Source organism: Bartonella sp. CM31XJBT, from assembly GCF_028618555.1.
Taxonomy (GTDB): Bacteria; Pseudomonadota; Alphaproteobacteria; order Rhizobiales; family Rhizobiaceae; genus Bartonella.
Map to the genome: position 1 here is coordinate 1 of NZ_JAQITD010000001.1, position 15909 is coordinate 15909.

General features: G+C 38.6%; 15 protein-coding genes and 1 pseudogene. 8 read left to right on the forward strand and 8 right to left on the reverse strand.

Going from position 1 to position 15909, the window contains the following annotated elements:
- The 6 genes and pseudogenes from PVV63_RS00005 to virB11 all read left to right on the forward strand — a co-directional run.
- Window positions 1–139: pseudogene (locus PVV63_RS00005) on the forward strand (trwi protein); the annotation flags it as partial.
- Window positions 140–378: 239 nt separating this feature from the next.
- A complete protein-coding gene (locus PVV63_RS00010) occupies window positions 379–522 on the forward strand; it encodes a TrwH protein (protein WP_273790050.1) in 144 nt (47 codons plus the stop codon).
- The gene (locus PVV63_RS00015) at window positions 519–1220 is read left to right on the forward strand and encodes a virB8 family protein (RefSeq protein WP_273790051.1); all 702 of its coding nucleotides are present in this window, start codon (window positions 519–521) and stop codon (window positions 1218–1220) included. Before PVV63_RS00010 ends, PVV63_RS00015 begins: the two co-directional genes overlap by 4 nt.
- 13 nt (window positions 1221–1233) lie before the next feature.
- A complete protein-coding gene (gene virB9, locus PVV63_RS00020; protein ID WP_273790052.1) occupies window positions 1234–2043 on the forward strand; it encodes a P-type conjugative transfer protein VirB9 in 810 nt (269 codons plus the stop codon).
- Window positions 2043–3200, forward strand: a complete 1158-nt coding sequence (gene virB10, locus PVV63_RS00025; protein WP_273790053.1) for a type IV secretion system protein VirB10 — start codon at window positions 2043–2045, stop codon at window positions 3198–3200. Before virB9 ends, virB10 begins: the two co-directional genes overlap by 1 nt.
- Window positions 3175–4236 (forward strand): P-type DNA transfer ATPase VirB11, encoded by a 1062-nt coding sequence (gene virB11 / locus PVV63_RS00030; RefSeq protein ID WP_273790054.1) that lies wholly within the window; start codon window positions 3175–3177, stop codon window positions 4234–4236. Before virB10 ends, virB11 begins: the two co-directional genes overlap by 26 nt.
- Before the next feature lie 3312 nt (window positions 4237–7548).
- Here virB11 and PVV63_RS00035 read toward each other — a convergent pair.
- The 7 genes from PVV63_RS00035 to rimM form a co-directional block, all read right to left on the reverse strand.
- Window positions 7549–8328: a succinate dehydrogenase iron-sulfur subunit gene (locus PVV63_RS00035; RefSeq protein ID WP_273790055.1), complete on the reverse strand. Its 780-nt coding sequence runs from the start codon at window positions 8326–8328 to the stop codon at window positions 7549–7551.
- 14 nt (window positions 8329–8342) lie between these two features.
- Window positions 8343–10187 (reverse strand): succinate dehydrogenase flavoprotein subunit, encoded by a 1845-nt coding sequence (gene sdhA, locus PVV63_RS00040; RefSeq protein WP_273790056.1) that lies wholly within the window; start codon window positions 10185–10187, stop codon window positions 8343–8345.
- 6 nt (window positions 10188–10193) lie between these two features.
- Complete coding sequence (gene sdhD, locus PVV63_RS00045) at window positions 10194–10580, reverse strand: succinate dehydrogenase, hydrophobic membrane anchor protein (protein WP_273790057.1); 387 nt, start codon at window positions 10578–10580, stop codon at window positions 10194–10196.
- Between the two features lie 18 nt (window positions 10581–10598).
- Window positions 10599–11000, reverse strand: coding sequence for a succinate dehydrogenase, cytochrome b556 subunit (sdhC, locus tag PVV63_RS00050; RefSeq protein ID WP_254492571.1), 402 nt, complete (start codon window positions 10998–11000; stop codon window positions 10599–10601).
- Window positions 11001–11475: 475 nt separating this feature from the next.
- On the reverse strand, window positions 11476–11916 hold the full coding sequence (gene rplS, locus PVV63_RS00055) for a 50S ribosomal protein L19 (protein WP_273790058.1): 441 nt from the start codon (window positions 11914–11916) through the stop codon (window positions 11476–11478).
- 209 nt (window positions 11917–12125) lie between these two features.
- On the reverse strand, window positions 12126–12824 hold the full coding sequence (trmD, locus tag PVV63_RS00060; RefSeq protein ID WP_273790059.1) for a tRNA (guanosine(37)-N1)-methyltransferase TrmD: 699 nt from the start codon (window positions 12822–12824) through the stop codon (window positions 12126–12128).
- A 283-nt stretch (window positions 12825–13107) separates the two neighbouring features.
- Window positions 13108–13665 (reverse strand): ribosome maturation factor RimM, encoded by a 558-nt coding sequence (rimM, locus tag PVV63_RS00065; RefSeq protein WP_273790060.1) that lies wholly within the window; start codon window positions 13663–13665, stop codon window positions 13108–13110.
- A 131-nt stretch (window positions 13666–13796) separates the two neighbouring features.
- Between rimM and PVV63_RS00070 the strand changes: the two genes are divergently transcribed.
- Both PVV63_RS00070 and PVV63_RS00075 read left to right on the forward strand, forming a co-directional pair.
- Window positions 13797–14618, forward strand: a complete 822-nt coding sequence (locus PVV63_RS00070) for a SapC family protein (RefSeq protein ID WP_273790061.1) — start codon at window positions 13797–13799, stop codon at window positions 14616–14618.
- 3 nt (window positions 14619–14621) lie between these two features.
- Window positions 14622–15590, forward strand: coding sequence for a tyrosine recombinase XerC (locus tag PVV63_RS00075; protein ID WP_273790062.1), 969 nt, complete (start codon window positions 14622–14624; stop codon window positions 15588–15590).
- An 18-nt stretch (window positions 15591–15608) separates the two neighbouring features.
- Here the strand turns inward: PVV63_RS00075 and PVV63_RS00080 are convergent, their stop codons facing one another.
- Window positions 15609–15881: a BolA family transcriptional regulator gene (locus tag PVV63_RS00080; protein ID WP_273790063.1), complete on the reverse strand. Its 273-nt coding sequence runs from the start codon at window positions 15879–15881 to the stop codon at window positions 15609–15611.
- Window positions 15882–15909 lie beyond the last annotated feature (28 nt).

Here is a 15909-nt window from a genome sequence, read left to right on the forward strand (position 1 = left end):
CCAGAATATAAGCTTCATGTTTGGGGGAGCTCTCATCTTGTCCATTATATCCATCATGCTGTTACTCAAACTATCAAGCGTTGCCAATTCTCTCGCAAAAGGCATTACATTTGGACATCTATGGAGACATAGAAACTAGATGAGATAAAAAGCAATGGTCCCCGTAACAGACGCCCTTAATACCCATATGACAAAATAACAAGGATATCCAATCCTACAGTAAAAAATATTCGCACTGAAATTGAGCTGTTTTTATAAATTAAAATGGAATAAAAAAGTAAAATAATTACACACAACGTACTTTACTTTATGTTCAAAATAATAATAATGACAACAAATATCAGGATGTATATAACAATAAAAAAGAGTTATATTAAAATGAAGTCGATCATTCTTATAATTTTGATTGCAAACCTTTTATCGGCTTGTGCATTAGCACCAAAGCTAAAACAGCCAAATGATAGGAACCGTGTGCCTATTAATAAAACAATCCCTGCCGAAATTAAGCGAGGAGACAGATGAAAACAAAACAAGCAAAACCAGTGAAAGCCGAACAACTTAGAAGTTATTATGAAGAAAGCCGTGGCTTAGAACGTGATCTTATCAATGAATTTATAAGGTCGCGCAGAACGGCATGGCGTGTCGCGAGTACTGTGGGTCTTTTTGGCTTATTCGGTATGATATGTGGAGTTGTTGGATTTTCTCAACCAGCTCCAACTCCCTTAGTATTGCGCGTTGATAATACGACGGGTGCAGTTGATGTTATCTCAATCATGCGTGAACACGAAGAAAGCTATGGTGAAGTTGTAGATAGGTATTGGCTAAACCAATATGTGCTTAACCGCGAAACTTACGACTATGATACCATTCAACTGAACTATGACACAACCGCACTTTTAAGTGCGGCATCTGTTCAACAAGAATATTATAAAATCTATGATGGAGAAAATGCACGGGACAAAGTGCTTTCCAACAAAGCACGTATCACAGTTAAAGTACGATCAATCCAGCCTAATGGACTCGGTCAAGCAACTGTACGTTTTACGACTCAGCAACTTGACAGCAACGGTGCTGCTACTGGACCAAAACAGCACCAGATTGCAACAATTGGTTACACCTATATCGGTGCACCCATGAAATCATCTGATCGATTGCTTAACCCCCTTGGTTTTCAAGTAACAAGTTACCGTTCTGACCCAGAAATACTGTTGAATGATTAAGGAATTGATTGTTATGAAAAAACTTGCGTTCGTTGTTCTATTGTCTTCGTTTTCTTCTCTTTATACGGTACCTGTGCAGGCGCTCAAAAGTCCATCAAATTCACAATATGATCACCGCATTCGCTATATAACATATAACGAAGCCGATGTGGTTCAAATTGAAACAGTTCTTGGTGTGGCAACACATATTATTCTTGAAGAAGGTGAACAGTATATAACTCATGCCTTTGGCGATTCTGAAGCCTATGCCTTTGCTCATAAAGGGCGGCATATTTTTATTAAACCAAAAGCAGAGCTTGCCAATACCAATCTCATCGTTGTAACTGACAAACGGAGTTACAAATTCCGACTACAGTTTCGGAATGACCGTGCGGGATCAACTTATGAATTGGCTTTTCATTATCCCGATTCAAACGATGAAAAGTCAGAAGAAAACAATCGACGCCTTGCGATTGAACGTGGTTTTCACCAAAGCGTCAACGGCTATAATCTCAGTTATACCATGAGCGGTCACCAAGATATTGCTCCGATAAATGCTTGGGACAATGGGCGCATTACTTATTTCAAATTTCCCGCTAACATGGATATGCCATCGATTTATGTCGTAGATGCTGAAGGCAATGAAAGCTTAATACCACGCACCGTTATCGGCAGTTCTAATGATATTATCGCCGTTCATAAGGTCAATCCTAAATGGCTCATACGGCTTGGTAAACGCGCTCTAGCTGTTTTTAATGAAGCCTATGACCCCAATGGCGGCGTACCAAACACAACAGGGACAGTATCTTCGGTGGTTTATCGTATCAATAAAGGAGGAAAATGATGTTTGACAATAAGGAAGGAGAGGGAAAAGGTACAAAACTGGACAACGTCGAGCAAAAACATATTGAAGGTGCCTATGGAGGGTCCGAACTAGGTTCTGAACGTCGTCCGACAATTCCAGGTACCCGTGCATTGTTAGTGGTAGGACTTATTGTCATAGTAACGATACCGATTGCATTGACTTGGAAAGCTTTTACAATGCGTAATACCGTGGAAGTTGAGGAAGAAAAACCACAACAAATAGTACAGCAAATTATACCAAACTACGTCCCTCGGATTATAGAAGAGCCAAAGACTGTAGAAGAAGCAGAAAAATCAACACAAATAGAAGATTCAAACCTAGATATTCCACCGGCCTTGAGTAAGCTTCTTCAAACAGCCATTCCTCCACATATGCTCCAAGATTCTGAAGAATTAGCACGCAAACGTATGCTCAGTTCTAGCCTTAACAACGGTGGTAGCGAAGGATCTACAGATACGAATAATAAAGCATCGAATAATGATACAGGTAATGGCGCATTATTTGATAACCTTCAGCCCGTGCGTTTAGGTCAATCACATGCGATGCAACTTCGTAACCGTGACTTTTTGATTACACAAGGAACGCAAATAGATTGTACGTTAGAAACAAAGATCATTACATCACAACCCGGAATGACGACGTGCTATTTAACACGCGATATTTATTCCACAAGTGGACGTGTTGTTTTGCTTGACCGTGGTTCTAAAGTCGTTGGTTTTTACCAAAGTGGCATACAACAAGGACAAACGCGCGTGTTTGTGCAATGGTTACGCATCGAAACGCCTTCTGGTGTTGTTGTCAATCTTGACTCACCAGGCACAGGTCCTCTAGGTGAAGCGGGTATTGGTGGCTGGGTTGACAGACATTTTTGGGAGAGATTTGGTAGTGCAATTATGGTAAGCATTATCGGTGATTTAGGAGAATGGGTAAGAGGAAAAGTTAATAAAAGCAGCAAAGAAAATAAAGAGAATTCACAAAATAAAGATGCTCAGAATGCTGAATCTATAGCAATCGATGTTCTTCAAAATTCCATCAATATCACACCAACACTTTACAAAAACCAAGGCGAACGAGTAAATATTTTTGTTGCTCGTGATCTGGATTTCAGCAATGTCTACAGTCTCGTCACACGTTAACCCGATACAGAAAGATCAAGCAGTTTTTCAGCTTCTGCAACCGCTTGATTGTTTCTTAGAAGATCCCACGATCACTGAATTATCGATTTGCCGCCCCTATGAAGTATGGACGAAAAGCTTTAAGGGTTGGCAAGTACATAGCGTACCAGAGTTAACAACCACTTTTTTGCAAACGCTTATTACAGCTATTATCGTTTATAACGGTATGGCTCCCAGAAGTATTAATTATGTGCTCTTGCCTGGTGGACAACGTGGTACAATTATACAAACACCAGCTGTTGTTGATGGTGCTCTTTCCTTTGTAATTCGTAAACATTCTCTTGTAGTTAAGACGTTAGAAGAACTCAAAGAAGAAGGGGCATTTGACGATTTTTCTGATGTAAGTTTTAATAAGCCTTCAGCAAAAGAAGCCAATAACTTGTTATCGAAGCAGGACTTCACACGGTTGGAACCATTTGAAGTTCAACTTTTGCAACATAAACGTGATGGAAAAATTCTTGAATTTTTACAAGAATGCGTCCTTCACAAACGCAACATTATTATTGCAGGTAAAACAGGATCTGGTAAAACAACATTTGCCCGCTCTTTAATTGAAAAGGTTCCTGTAGAGGAGCGTATTATCACAATTGAAGATGTTCATGAGCTTTTTCTACCCAATCATCCCAATCATGTACATATGATTTATGGTAACAATGTAGGCCGTGTTTCAGCTGAAGAGTGTCTAGATGCGTGTATGCGTCAGTCGCCCGACCGAATTTTTCTCGCTGAATTGCGAGGCAATGAAGCATGGGAATATCTCAATTCGCTCAACACTGGCCATCCTGGATCGATTACAACGACGCATGCCAACAGCGCTTTGCAGACATTTGAACGATGTGCCACCTTGATTAAAAGATCAGAAGTTGGCCGGCAACTCGAGTTAGAAATGATAAAAATCGTTCTCTATACAACAGTTGACGTAGTGTTGTTCTTTAAAGATAGAAAACTCTCTGAAGTCTTTTACGACCCAATTTTTGCTAAATCAAAAATCGCTTAAGGGGAGCTTCCTCTCTCGGTAAGATGATACAAACAAACAATAGCCGCAACTAATTGTTACGGCTATTTATTTAACTTTTCCTATTCTCTTTTCTTTTCCAATGGATCTTCTACACTCTTCATGAATAAAAGAAGAAAAAAGTTAATAGACAACAACTCTACGAGAAAAACAAATTATACATAAGGCTCTCTCTATTCTCTTACCTTTGATCATTCTTCCCATTTATCTTTTGAAAAAGTATGTTTAATGCAAAAAAATAGCTATAAAATAAATATTTCAACAAAAGAAAAGAAGAAATTTTGATTCGCATATCAATGAAAGCTTCGTAAAACAGGTCCTTTCAATCATAATAAATAATTATCGTCAATCAAGACCAAAACTTATCGTTTAAAAATTCTAAGCGCTATTTTCAAGTGATTAATAAATATGTTTTTTCACCAAACAATCTCCAGATACGGAAAACCTCATACGAAATAAACTATCATTTCGATTTAGCATCCATAAACCACATTCTATTTGGTAATAAAAAGTATAGTCGCATATCGACGTCTTCTTCGGACGAAGAAAGATTCTTAACCTACGGCTGTTCGTAAACAACTAAATTTCTCTTAAGCAAGCTTTGCTAACCATATCACGTGGCTTATGTCCCCATCCTAAAGAGGATATCCATAGACTACACAGGTAAGCTCTACTCTCTGAATATTCCTGCTCTCTTCTCTGCACCTCAAAAAGCAAAAATTCCTAAAAGCACAGATATACAATCCCTCTTCTTAAGCCACGTCACATTGATTTATAAAGAGTGTTCATTATTTTGCGTGTTGGATAAAAGATCTTAATACCGTAAGATTCTCTCATTTCAAAGCTGTCTATTAACCAAAACCATGCTCTTGCACATTACAAGCGAATAAAGCCGTATAGAATGAAACTGTACAAAAAAGCACTAAAAATACCTTTTATAAACCATCCAAAATGCCAAAAACTGTCGCAACATTGGGAGTTTGCAAAGTGTCTAATGGCACCCAACTTGCTCTTTTATGAAGTGTAAAAATGGAGATGCTCTATAAATTTTATATTATTCATCGGAGCTTTACCATTATACCATCCACGAGCACTGTCGCGAAATGAGCTGGGGCTCCTTAAAGAAAGGTTTCTTTAAAACAAGCGCATAAATTGACAAGCCAGGTGTATTTGGGTTGGGGCGTTCTGTTTTGTATAAGGATTGTGATCTTATTAAAAAACGAGAGAAACAAAAGCGTGAAGCAATGCATAATCTCTATTATTTAAAAGACATTACTCTAGATACTTTTGAAAGTCATAAAACTGAACTAAAAAATGACGGCAAAATAGAAACTGGTTTGCACCTTTACAGCTTCATATTCCCCCCAAAATTAGGAGACTGTATACCGGTTTCAGAGATTATGCCAACAGAGAGATACCTAATATTCTTAACTCCCATCTGGTAGGTAAAAGCTGCAACAGCAAAAGCTTTTTTAGAAAAACAACGCCATAAAGTCATTAATGAACAGGCAATGAATTGGAGAAATGTTCCAGATTTTTATCAAACACTCTGCAAAGCAACAATAATGATACAACTGGCTTTGCGTCTGCTTATTCTTACAGGTGCTCGTACCCATCTCTTACATCAATTCGTGAAGATCAGATTGAAGAGGATATATAGACAATTCTTGGCTCGAGAATATGAAAGGTCTGCGTAATACTACAGGAGATTTCAGCATACCCTTATGATCAGAAGCATTAAAAATTTTAAAACAAGCGTGCTTGTTTTTTCGCAATGATTTCTTTTTTCTGCAACCGGTCGTGGTCCTTATTAATGTGAGTTTCCTATCACAATATATAAGAGAGATTAGTCTGAAAACCTGTCCACGTAGATTTCGCTCTAGTTTACGTAATTGGCTAACAGACTCCACCTATCACACCTCAAAGGGTGAAGCTTTTTACACGCACTGAGCTGCAAATTATCCGCCTCCTCGCCTAGCAGATTTCACCTTCTAACCACTTTAATTACCACATCCTAAATAAGATAGTGTTTTACAGCACAACAGAATAAATATCAAAACAATGACCGATTATACCGTTAATACTTGGACACCTCTCTTTCATGTTAAGAAATATCTTTTATGCTAAAAAATAAAATAAAAAACACTTTTACTGCTTAAATAACTTTCTTCAGCATATATACAAGAAAAAATGAAATCCCCTAACATAATAAATGAGACCTAAACCTAGAAACCTCTATTTTTTATAGATAAAAACATATAAAATCAAAACCTATGAAACTCATAAAAACACAACATGTTTTCTTTGATGATTGAATTCATTCAACTCAAACGAACCTATAAACATCCCTATTCCACATTCGCAACACGTGTTCTTAGAATTCTCACTAGCGTTTTCTAAATTTTTGGAAAAAACTATAAATTTGATATTTTTTAAAAACGTCTTATTTTCTCTTTAATGAATTTAAATCTATGACGTTACAATAGTTTTAAATTACAGCCCCCTTAACTGTATGATTATCTCTACACAAAAGAGAGGGATTTTACGTTCTCCATTTTGAGAACTATAAATTTTGTTTTTTAATGCGATTAACAATAAAATCTTTAAAATAAAAAATATGACCTTTATATATAATGCTTTTATCAAAAATTCCTAATCCATGAATATTAGCAATGTTTTCGATATTATAATAAATGTGTCGTAAAATGACGAACTGTCATAATAATCACTCCTGTGTATTTCATTTAAATAATTTACATGCGTTTAATATTTGTATCAGCATTTATTTTTTGTTCTATATTTATACAGAGTTATCATTTTTTATAAAAAATGATTAATTGAATCTGCATCAAAGTATAAATTATGATAATAATTTAATAAAAATAAAAACACATAACATATTGATTTTATTGTTTTTACATAGAACGCTATTTAAAGTATAGTCTACCCAAAAGACTATTGCCTTTTTAAAGGCAATAATAACTATGCTAACCGCCTCATAGAAGCCAATAAATTTTTAGAGATTAAGCCTCAAAGAGGCACAAAAAACACGCACAATTTTCTATTTTTCTTTTTACTGTTCGTTAAAAGGTCAGTTTTCAAAGATAATATTCAACTATGAGTTTTCTGCTCAGCCATTGCAAGAATTGCTTAACTTTTTAGGGATTACTTCACTTTTAGAATGATTATAGCTACTGCGCCCCCATAAGCAGCCGATCTTCTTTTAGAGATTTAATTGCTAAAAGGAGATACAATTTTCCACCTTGCGCTTTATTTTCATCAATCAGTAAATTTTCAAAGGCGGCGTTCAACCATGAGTTTTTTAATTTCAGCAATCGCTTTCGCTGGATTTAATCCCTTTGGACAAGTTTGCGCACAATTCATAATCGTATGGCAACGATAAAGGCGGAAAGGGTCTTCTAAATTATCAAGACGTTCACCACACATCTCATCACGTGAATCCGCAATCCAGCGATAAGCTTGAAGCAAAACAGCGGGACCCAAATAACGATCACCGTTCCACCAATAACTTGGACATGAAGTCTGACAACACGCACACAAAATACACTCATAAAGACCATCGATTTTTTGGCGATCGGAGTGACTTTGTAACCATTCTTTTGCAGGTTCAGGAGAAACTGTTTGTAACCAAGGCTCAATAACTCGGTGTTGCGCATAAAAGCGATTCAAGTCAGGAACCAAATCTTTAACAACCGGCATGGAAGGCAAAGGGTAGACTTTAATGGGGTGTTTTACATCATCCATACCTTTGGTACAAGCCAATGTATTGGTTCCATCAATATTCATCGCACATGAACCACAGATGCCTTCACGGCAAGATCGACGAAGTGTCAAAGTTGGATCAATGTGGTTTTTAATAAACAAAAGCCCATCAAGAATCATAGGACCACAAGCAGAACGATCCACATAATAAGTATCTAGATGAGGATTTTCCTCATCATCAGGCGACCAACGATACACGTGAAATTCCGTCAACTTTGTAGCACCTTCAGGTTTAGGCCAAACCTTTCCCGGTTTTACTTGAGAGTTTTTGGGAAGCTTAATTTGTACCATATTTCATTCTCCCCTTAATAAACCCGTTTTTTAGGTGCAATGCGCTTTAAATCGATCCCACCATCAGCTTCAGATGTTAATGGGTCCACATGGACAGGTCGATATGATAATGTCACCTTACCCTCTTTTGACAAATGTGAAAGCGTATGTTTACGCCAGTTTTTATCATCACGCTCTGGATAATCTTCACGAGCATGAGCGCCACGGCTTTCTAAACGTGCTTCGGCAGAATGAACAGTCATGATTGCATTCGCCATGAGATTTTCAAGCTCTAATGTTTCAACCAAATCAGAATTCCATATCAGAGAACGATCTGTGACTTTGAGATCCGACAATTCCCCCCAGATTTTATTCATCCGCTGACATCCTTGTTGCAAAGAATCTTCTGTACGGAATACTGCCGCATCTTCTTGCATCGTGCGTTGCATTTTTTCACGCAATAGAGCTGTTGGTATCGCCCCTTGTGCAAAACGTAAACGATCAAAACGCGCTATAATTTCGTCAACAGCTTCTTCATTGAGGGGTGGAATTTCTGCATTCCGATCAATAACTTCACCCGCGCGAATGGCAGCAGCACGACCAAACACCACAAGATCAATCAACGAGTTTGACCCCAAGCGATTAGCCCCATGAACAGAAGCACATCCTGCTTCTCCTACCGCCATCAGCCCTGGTTGAATACGATCAGGCGAATCAGCCGTTGGATTGAGAACTTCCCCGTAGTAATTGGTAGGAATCCCACCCATATTATAATGGACCGTTGGCAAGATGGGGATAGGCTCTTTTGTTACATCCACACCTGCAAAAATCCGAGCTGATTCCGAAATTCCCGGTAAACGCTCGTGCAAGATTGCAGGATCAATATGGTTGAGAACCAAATGAATATGGTCCTTCTTAGGTCCAACACCACGTCCTTCACGAATTTCAAGTGTGATACAACGCGAAACCAAATCACGTGAAGCCAAATCCTTAAAGGAAGGTGCATAGCGCTCCATAAAGCGTTCACCTTCAGAGTTGATTAAATAACCTCCTTCACCACGAGCTCCTTCTGTAATTAAGCAGCCAGAACCGTAAATCCCTGTAGGATGGAATTGCACAAACTCCATATCCTGAAGAGGCAATCCAGCACGTGCGATCATTCCACCACCATCACCCGTACAGGTATGCGCCGATGTCGCGGAAAAATAAGCGCGTCCATAACCACCGGTTGCAAGAACAACCATTTTAGCAGAAAAACGATGTATTGTACCATCATCGAGATTCCATGCCACAACCCCCGTACAAACCCCATCCGTCATGATGAGATCGAGTGCAAAATATTCAATAAAAAATTGCGCATTATGCTTTAAGCTTTGTCCATAAAGCGTATGCAAAATGGCGTGGCCTGTACGATCAGCGGCTGCGCAAGTACGCTGAACAGGTGGACCTTCACCAAATTGTGTCGTATGTCCACCAAAAGGACGCTGATAAATTTTGCCTTCTTGCGTCCGCGAAAAAGGAACGCCATAATGTTCTAATTCATACACAGCAGCAGGAGCATTACGCACCAAATATTCCATTGCGTCGGTATCACCCAACCAATCAGAACCTTTCACGGTATCATATAAATGCCACTGCCAATTATCAGGTCCCATATTTGAAAGCGATGCAGCAATTCCCCCTTGTGCTGCAACCGTGTGTGAGCGCGTTGGAAAAACCTTCGTAATACAAGCTGTCTTTAATCCTTGTTCCGCCATACCCAATGTTGCACGTAATCCTGCACCACCTGCCCCAACAACAACAACATCAAATTTATGATCTACAGTGCGATAAGGGGCGTTACCTGCTTTAGCGCCCAGAGATGATCCTGTACCCGCCATATTTGTTTAACCCCCTAATGCAATTTTCAAAAGAGAAAAAATAATGATACCACCTATGAGAAAACAAAATAAAATATTTAACGTCAAAAAGAATATCCGGAAACCTTCACGTGGAATATAATCTTCAATCACCACTTGCATACCAAGTTTCATATAATAAAGGACCGAAAAAGTCATCAATCCCATCAAAATAGCAACAATAGGATGTGCAAGTCTTGCACGCACAATGCTATAGTCCTTTCCCACAAGCGAAAGAATAAGAACAATAAAAAATATCAAAAGTGGTAGATTGATAAACCCTGTCAAACGTTCTAGCCAAAAATGCTCTGTTCCTTCATGAGCACTGCCACGCCCCCGTACTTTTCCAAGTTCCGTTCGAAAATCTTTTTTCATATCTCTTTTCACCCCCAGCTAAACAACGGTATATCCAATAATCCAAATCGCAAAAGTAACAATAAGAGAAATAAACACTGTCGCCCAAGCAGTGACTGTTGCCTTTTCTTTTGCCAAAAGGCAAGGTTTCAGATCCCAAACAATGTGGCGAACACCACCAACCATGTGATGAACCCCTGCCAAAGTATAAAGAAACAAAATACACAATCCAAACCAAGAACTATAAATCTCGTGAACCGTTCTGAATGCCTCCTCCCCGCACGCAATAGCAATTAACCAAACAGCAAGAAAAACCGTTCCAACATAAAGTGCCATACCCGTAATGCGGTGTGCAATGGACATAGCCATAGTAATTGTCCAACGATAAATACTTATATGAGGGGAACGAGGGCGCTCTTTTATCCTAGTTGTCTCTGTCATAAAATATCCTGACCTGGTTTTTACTGCAACCGCAATGAACGAGAGAGTTCGCGCAAAACGACTAAATATATTCTCTCGTTTTCACTTGTTTGGCATCTCAAGATACCGATACTACAGGTCGGTTGTCTCAAATAACGGATTAAAGGTCACGCATAAAAAAACCGATTACTCCACGGATATGATCCGCAAAACTTGCTTTAATCTAATACAATTTTATCTTCACGTCAAAGGTCTAACATCTTTTCTCAAATATAAACAGGAATTTTTTCAGATTAAACTTATCCTTTTGAGTATCCATGATATATGCAATGGTATCTTAAATTGCACCCATGATTAAGGATAAAAAGAGGAAAAAATTGATAGATTAAACATTTTTATGTCCCCTCCAAGCCTTTTAAAAGGCAAAACGAATCACGAAAGACACAAATAAGCGGCATAAAAGCCGCTTTTGCATAAAGTTTAGCCGATATAATCTTTACTCAGCAACTTTCTTTTCAACATCTGTGCTGACAGATGCTGCTTCTACTTTCTCAATAACCTTTTCAGCTTTTTTCCGATAATCTCTCTTTTCAGCGATACGCGCAGCTTTACCTCTCAAACCACGAAGATAATAGAGTTTTGCACGGCGCACTTTACCACGGCGCACCAGCTCAACACCTTCAATCAACGGAGAATAAACAGGAAACACCCGTTCCACCCCTTCACCATAAGAAATCTTGCGCACTGTAAAGGTCTCATTCAACCCACCGCCTGAACGTGCAATACAAACACCTTCATAAGCCTGAACACGCGTCCGCGTACCCTCCGTCACACGCACCATGACACGAACTGTATCTCCTGGCTTAAAGGCTGGAAATTGGCGCTTTTCTTCAATTTTTGCACATTGTTCAGCTTCAAGTTGTGCGATAATATTCATTTCTTTTATCCTTCATGTTCTTTATCGAACAGTCAGAGCGCTCAACTCTTACCAAAAAAGCCTTTATTAAGAATAAGGAGCTCTTTAGGCTATGTCTTACACAGGAGCGAATACACCATTCCTTCATTTTAATTTTGGAACTACAGAAAACCTTTTATAAAAAACTCTCTAAAAAGAGAGCCATGCAATACACTACCTTATCATATGAATCAAGTTTTCTGATGATTTTTATCATAACGCGCATAAAGATCAGGGCGACGTTGACGTGTCAACAATTCGGCTTGGCTTTGACGCCAATCTGCGATCGCTTTGTGATGACCTGAGAGCAATACAGGCGGAATACCCCGCCCTTCGAAAAGAGAAGGGCGTGTATATTGCGGATGTTCCAGCAAGCCATTTTCAAAACTTTCACACCTTGCAGAAGCTGCATTCCCCATCACTCCAGGCAGAAGACGTATAATAGCATCTAAGATAACCAATGCGGCTGTTTCACCCCCTGAAAGAATATAATCACCAATAGAAACTTCTTCTAATTCTCGTGCTTCTATGACTCGCTCATCAACCCCTTCAAAACGTCCACAAACTAACGTTACACCCGTATCACGAGCCAAGCTATGCGCGTAAGCTTGGTCAAAAGGGCGCCCACGTGGACTCATCAACAATCTTGGCGAATCCTGTGGACAACAATCAAGAGCCGCCGCCAATACATCCGCCCGCATTACCATACCCGCCCCCCCACCAGCAGGTTTATCATCAACGCTATGGTGTTTGTCTAAAGCAAAATCCCTAATCTGCACCGTCTCCAGTGACCAAATTCCGCGCTCTAAAGCTTGCCCTGCTAAAGAATACCCTAAAAAACCAGGAAACATTTCAGGATAAAGGGTTAAAACGCGCGCCTGAAACTTCATTTTATTTCTTATCCTTATTTTCTTAAACAGACTCTTAATAGCAAAAATAGCACAAACAAGATTTTTAACGCTATAGCGTTAAATTGAATCTCCTTGATCTGCGCTTTATTCAATACGATCCTTCTAAATACTTGCACTAAAAAAGACTCTAAAAATTCAGAACTATTTCGAGATAAAGTGCTTACAATATCTGCTCAAAAGTGCATTTTTAATATTTCCACACATTCCACTTTTTATTGACGAAATTCATCTGTTATTTTTTCCTTCATCTTTATTTTTAGATTCAAGCTATTTCCTTTTTATCATTATCTCCCCCATCAATTAAACCAGCGGCCATGGGATCAACAACAAGAAAACCAGAATCCATACAAATTTCTGGTACCGCCGCCTTACTAAAGGGAATAAGGACTCTTTTACCCGTATTCAAACGTATTTCAAGCAAATCACCAGCCCCGAAATTAAAAAAACCACACACTTCACCTAAGATTTTTCTTCCACAATCTTGGACACACAAGCCTATTAAATCGACTTGATAAAACTCATCCTCCATCAAATCATCAATTAATTGATCACGCGTCACATAAAGGCGAATACCTTTTAAAGACTCAGCCGCATTACGATTTTCTATCCCTTTAAAACGTACAATCGCCTTATTTTTTTGTATGCGAAGAGTTACAATTTCATAAGAACGCCCCATATCATCATAAAGAGTGCTGTAAAACTTGAAACGCTGTGGCTCAGCACTTAGAATTTTAACAAAAACATCTCCTTTTATACCATGAGGCATACCAATAATGGCAAGATAGACTTTATTTTTAAGCTTTTCTTTATTATACTTCATACGAAAATATTATCTCTCAAAAATGAACCCTTCAATCTTATAGTTTTCTATTCAATCTTGTTGCCATATGAGACAATCTTCTAAAAGACCTTTCTTGGTAACAAAAACAAATTAATAAAGGAGAAAGTCTTATGGCAAATATTATGCTATTTTACAAAGATATCACGCCAATCAACAAAGTTTCCCATAAAAATCTAAAATTTGCTCCTCCAAGTGATATGTCTTTTGCCAAGGATACTCACTGGGTTCCTTTAGCAAGTACTGAATATTTTCAAGCAGCACTAGACTATCCTATTTTATTTATGTGCGCCGAAGATGAACAAAAAAAACGGCACTACACATCCGCGGCTCTTGTCGGTCTTTCTAATGACGAAAATGACTATATCGCTTCTGATAAAAGTTGGAAAACCAATACTTATGTTCCCGCTTTTGTCCGTCGCTATCCTTTTGTTTTGGCACAAATTAGCAATGAAAAAGAACTTTCTGTTTGCTTTGATCAACAGTCAGGTATGTTTAATGAAGTTGCAGGAACAGAACTTTTTAATTCCGACGGCTCTATTTCTCCTTTTATGGAAGAACGTATTCGTTTTCTTGAAAGTTTTAAAATCGCTATGGAAAAAACCTCTGAGTTTATTGATGCTCTTGTAGAAATGGATCTTCTAAGCCAAAAATCTATCAATGTGAAAAACGATAAAGGTCTCTCAGCTCAATTAGAACATTTTTGGGTTGTTGATGAAGAAAAATTGAATAAATTATCAGCAAGCCAACTTGCCAAACTTCATAAAAATGGCTTTTTAGGATTAATTTTTGCGCATTTGATGTCAACGCACAATCTTGTGAAAATACTCTCTCTCAAAGGTGAAAAGCAACTTATCAATCGTGAAGAGCAACCCCAAAACAAGAATGATCATTCTAACGATGAAAAATCTAAAAAGAAAGAAACTCTCAACTAGATAATGCCTATCAAAAACGACAAGAGAAAAGATGAAAATATTCCTCTCATTCCAGCAGACCATGCAATTTTAAACGCAAGGAAAAATTGGTTAGAGTGTCTTACCCAAACACGTCGTATGTCAGCACAAACAGTGCAAGCCTATGAACGTGATACGCGGCAATTTTTGTCTTTTCTCTGTCAACACTTAAGTCATACACCAACCCTTACAGATCTTGCTCATTTACGCATCAGTGACTTGCGTGCTTATCTTGCTTATCGGCGTACAAACAATGTAAGTGCTCGTTCTTTAAGCCGCGGAGTAGCAGGCATCCGTTCTTTTTTCAAGTACCTATCACGTGAAGGAATCGTCAATGTTCCGGCGGCTCAACTTATCCGAAGCCCCAAACACCCAAGATCGCTCCCAAAACCTTTAGCGATCAAATCAGCACTTCACATAGTCAAACAAGAAAACCAGCTAGAAAATGAACCTTGGATTAGCGCTCGTAATGCGGCTGTCCTCATGCTTCTCTATGGCTGTGGAATGCGAATATCAGAAGCCTTAAGCCTCACACCAGAACAATTTTCTGATCCTGAAAAAACAAGTTTATTTATAACAGGAAAAGGTGGAAAAACACGCCTTGTTCCTCTCATCAAAATTGTTTCCGAAGCTGTACAAAATTATCTCAAATGTTGTCCATATCCTTTAGTGGATAACCAACCCATATTTCGCGGGGCACGAGGCGGTCCCCTACAGCCCGCCATTATTCAGAAAACTGTACGCAACTTACGAGCAAGCCTTGGTTTACCAGAAACTGCAACGCCTCATACACTGCGCCATTCTTTTGCCACCCATCTTTTATCACGTGGGGGAGATTTGCGCACGATTCAAGAACTTCTTGGGCACGCTAGTCTTTCCACCACACAAATCTATACCCATGTCGATACAGACCATTTGTTAAAAATTTATCAAAAGGCCCATCCCCGTTCCTAAAAGTGTCTCATCAAAAAATTAGAGTGTTTCAACCTCAAGTGCCAAAGCATGAACACAAGTAGCTAACTCTTCTTGTAAAACTTTATAAATCGCTCGATGTATTTCTACGCGTGTTATATTAGAAAAAGAAGAAGATAAAATTTTCACTCGAAAATGTGTTTCTCCTTTACCATCAAAAGCATGTTCATTATGAGAATGCCCCTCATGAAGATGACTTTCGTTAATCACTTCAAGCTTTTGCGGATGAAAAGCATCCTGAAGCTTTCTCTGGATTATTGTTTCTATAAACATTTTTCATTCCTCAAACAAAATGAACGTG

Excerpts from the sequence above, each read along its gene's own strand:
- PVV63_RS00080 (WP_273790063.1), bottom strand. The coding sequence starts at position 15,881 with ATGTTTATAGAAACAATAATCCAGAGAAAGCTTCAGGATGCTTTTCAT.
- sdhC (WP_254492571.1), bottom strand. The coding sequence starts at position 11,000 with ATGACAGAGACAACTAGGATAAAAGAGCGCCCTCGTTCCCCTCATATA.
- PVV63_RS00075 (WP_273790062.1), top strand. The coding sequence starts at position 14,622 with ATGCCTATCAAAAACGACAAGAGAAAAGATGAAAATATTCCTCTCATT.
- PVV63_RS00015 (WP_273790051.1), top strand. The coding sequence starts at position 519 with ATGAAAACAAAACAAGCAAAACCAGTGAAAGCCGAACAACTTAGAAGT.
- PVV63_RS00070 (WP_273790061.1), top strand. The coding sequence starts at position 13,797 with ATGGCAAATATTATGCTATTTTACAAAGATATCACGCCAATCAACAAA.
- rplS (WP_273790058.1), bottom strand. The coding sequence starts at position 11,916 with ATGAATATTATCGCACAACTTGAAGCTGAACAATGTGCAAAAATTGAA.
- sdhD (WP_273790057.1), bottom strand. The coding sequence starts at position 10,580 with ATGAAAAAAGATTTTCGAACGGAACTTGGAAAAGTACGGGGGCGTGGC.
- PVV63_RS00010 (WP_273790050.1), top strand. The coding sequence starts at position 379 with ATGAAGTCGATCATTCTTATAATTTTGATTGCAAACCTTTTATCGGCT.
- trmD (WP_273790059.1), bottom strand. The coding sequence starts at position 12,824 with ATGAAGTTTCAGGCGCGCGTTTTAACCCTTTATCCTGAAATGTTTCCT.
- sdhA (WP_273790056.1), bottom strand. The coding sequence starts at position 10,187 with ATGGCGGGTACAGGATCATCTCTGGGCGCTAAAGCAGGTAACGCCCCT.
- virB9 (WP_273790052.1), top strand. The coding sequence starts at position 1,234 with ATGAAAAAACTTGCGTTCGTTGTTCTATTGTCTTCGTTTTCTTCTCTT.
- virB10 (WP_273790053.1), top strand. The coding sequence starts at position 2,043 with ATGTTTGACAATAAGGAAGGAGAGGGAAAAGGTACAAAACTGGACAAC.
- virB11 (WP_273790054.1), top strand. The coding sequence starts at position 3,175 with ATGTCTACAGTCTCGTCACACGTTAACCCGATACAGAAAGATCAAGCA.
- PVV63_RS00035 (WP_273790055.1), bottom strand. The coding sequence starts at position 8,328 with ATGGTACAAATTAAGCTTCCCAAAAACTCTCAAGTAAAACCGGGAAAG.
- rimM (WP_273790060.1), bottom strand. The coding sequence starts at position 13,665 with ATGAAGTATAATAAAGAAAAGCTTAAAAATAAAGTCTATCTTGCCATT.